The organism is Brytella acorum, assembly GCF_029309905.1.
In the GTDB taxonomy this organism is placed as follows: domain Bacteria; phylum Pseudomonadota; class Alphaproteobacteria; order Acetobacterales; family Acetobacteraceae; genus Brytella; species Brytella acorum.
The window spans coordinates 2,501-5,513 of the sequence record NZ_JARBJP010000026.1; the positions used below are offsets into that span (position 1 = coordinate 2,501).

Consider the following 3,013-nt stretch of genomic DNA (forward strand, 5'->3'; position numbering starts at 1 on the left):
GCGTGGATGGCTGCTGTGCATGTGTGGTGTGTGAGCATGATAAGGGCATTCGGTGGATGCCTTGGCACCAGGAGGCGATGAAGGACGTGGCACGCTGCGAAAAGCCATGGGGAGCCGCGAGCAGGCTTTGATCCGTGGATATCCGAATGGGGCAACCCCCTCGCAAGAGGATCATGCACTGAATACATAGGTGTATGAGGCGAACCCGGGGAACTGAAACATCTCAGTACCTGGAGGAAAAGACATCAACAGAGATTCCGCTAGTAGTGGCGAGCGAACGCGGAACAGGCCAATGCCTTGTCAGGAAGAAGCGGAACGGTCTGGAAAGTCCGGCGATAGTGGGTGATAGCCCCGTATGCGTAGTGTCTTGATGAGGATTTGAGTAGGGCGGGGCACGTGAAACCCTGTCTGAACATGGGGGGACCACCCTCCAAGCCTAAATACTCCCTGGTGACCGATAGCGAACAAGTACCGTGAGGGAAAGGTGAAAAGCACCCCGATGAGGGGAGTGAAAGAGACCTGAAACCGGATGCCTACAAGCAGTCGGAGCCTCTTATGGGGTGACGGCGTACCTTTTGTATAATGGGTCAGCGAGTTTCTGTTTGCAGCGAGCTTAAGCCGATAGGTGTAGGCGTAGCGAAAGCGAGTCTGAATAGGGCGATTGAGTTGCTGGCAGAAGACCCGAAACCGAGTGATCTAGCCATGGCCAGGCTGAAGGTGCGGTAACACGCACTGGAGGGCCGAACCCACGCCTGTTGAAAAAGTCGGGGATGAGCTGTGGCTAGGGGTGAAAGGCCAATCAAACTCGGAGATAGCTGGTTCTCCGCGAAATCTATTGAGGTAGATCGTCTGGTATTGCCCTCGGGGGTAGAGCACTGGATGGGCTAGGGGGGCCCAAAGCCTTACCAAACCTAACCAAACTCCGAATACCGAGGAGTATGAGCCAGGCAGACAGACAGTGGGTGCTAAGGTCCATTGTCGAGAGGGAAACAGCCCAGACCACCAGCTAAGGCCCCCAAATCGTGGCTAAGTGGGAAAGGATGTGGGGATTCCAAAACAACCAGGAGGTTGGCTTAGAAGCAGCCATCCTTTAAAGAAAGCGTAATAGCTCACTGGTCTATTAGAAACCCTGCGCCGAAAATGTAACGGGGCTCAAGCCACGTGCCGAAGCTGTGGGTGCATTCTTATGAATGCGCGGTAGCGGAGCGTTCCGTAGGTCTGCGAAGGAGACGGGGTGACCCTCTCTGGAGATATCGGAAGTGCGAATGCTGACATGAGTAGCGACAAACAGTGCGAGAAACACTGTCGCCGAAAGTCCAAGGGTTCCTGCGCAAGGTTAATCCACGCAGGGTGAGCCGGCCCCTAAGGCGAGGGCGAAAGCCGTAGTCGATGGGAACCAGTTGAATATTACTGGGCCTGCCAGAAGTGACGAATGCAATATGTTGTCTGTTCTTATTGGATTGAGCAGGCTTTTGGAGCATTCCGGGAAATAGCTCTGGCATATAGACCGTACCCGAAACCGACACAGGTGGACTGGTAGAGAATACCAAGGCGCTTGAGAGAACGATGCTGAAGGAACTAGGCAAATTGCTCGTGTAACTTCGGGATAAACGAGACCCGTTTGTGGGCAACCATGGGCGGGTGGCACAGACCAGGGGGTAGCGACTGTTTAGTAAAAACACAGGGCTGTGCGAAGTCGAGAGACGACGTATACGGCCTGACGCCTGCCCGGTGCCGGAAGGTTAAAAGGAGATGTGAGAGCATTGAATTGAAGCCCCGGTAAACGGCGGCCGTAACTATAACGGTCCTAAGGTAGCGAAATTCCTTGTCGGGTAAGTTCCGACCTGCACGAATGGCGTAACGACTTCCCCACTGTCTCCAGCATCGGCTCAGCGAAATTGAATTCCCCGTGAAGATGCGGGGTACCCGCGGTCAGACGGAAAGACCCTATGAACCTTTACTGCAGCTTTGCAGTGGCATCAGGAAGATTTTGTGTAGGATAGGTGGGAGGCTTTGAAGCATGGGCGCCAGTCTGTGTGGAGCCGTCCTTGAAATACCACCCTGAATTTTTCTGATGTCTAACCGAGACCAGTAAGCCTGGTCCGGGACCCTGCATGGTGGGCAGTTTGACTGGGGCGGTCGCCTCCCAAAGTGTAACGGAGGCGCGCGATGGTGGGCTCAGGTCGGTCGGACATCGACTGTTGAGTGCAATGGCATAAGCCCGCCTGACTGCGAGAATGACAGTTCGAGCAGAGACGAAAGTCGGCCATAGTGATCCGGTGGTCCCACGTGGACGGGCCATCGCTCAACGGATAAAAGGTACTCTAGGGATAACAGGCTGATCTCCCCCAAGAGTCCACATCGACGGGGAGGTTTGGCACCTCGATGTCGGCTCATCACATCCTGGGGCTGGAGCAGGTCCCAAGGGTTCGGCTGTTCGCCGATTAAAGTGGTACGTGAGCTGGGTTTAGAACGTCGTGAGACAGTTCGGTCCCTATCTGCCGTGGGTGTATGAGACTTGAGAGGATTTGTCCCTAGTACGAGAGGACCGGGATGAACATACCTCTGGTGCACCGGTTGTCGCGCCAGCGGCACAGCCGGGTAGCTAAGTATGGACGGGATAACCGCTGAAAGCATCTAAGCGGGAAACCCACCTCAAAACGAGGTCTCACAGGGCCGTGAAAGACCATCACGTCAATAGGCCGGGTGTGTAAGCGCGGTAACGCGTTCAGCTAACCGGTCCTAATCGCCCATATCGCTCACATCAACGCCAGGCCCATAAAGCCAGGCACACATATGCACAGCAGTCATCCACGCAACATCACATAAAAAACACCAACCTCACCACACTCTCAAAAAGGGTGGATCAGAAGACCTGGTGGCTATGGCGGGGAGTTCCTACCCGATCCCATACCGAACTCGGACGTCAAAACCCCCAGCGCCCATGATACTGTGTCTCAAGGCACGGAAAAGTAGGTCGCCGCCAGGTCCCCTGATCCACCCTGAAAACCAA

2 rRNA genes are annotated in these 3,013 nt (G+C 55.0%); both read left to right on the plus strand.

The window, feature by feature from the left end:
- The first annotated feature begins 29 nt into the window (after positions 1–29).
- A 23S ribosomal RNA gene (locus PWM43_RS15140) occupies positions 30–2,766 on the plus strand.
- A gap of 108 nt (positions 2,767–2,874) precedes the next feature.
- Positions 2,875–2,989 (plus strand): 5S ribosomal RNA (gene rrf, locus PWM43_RS15145).
- Positions 2,990–3,013: the final 24 nt, after the last annotated feature.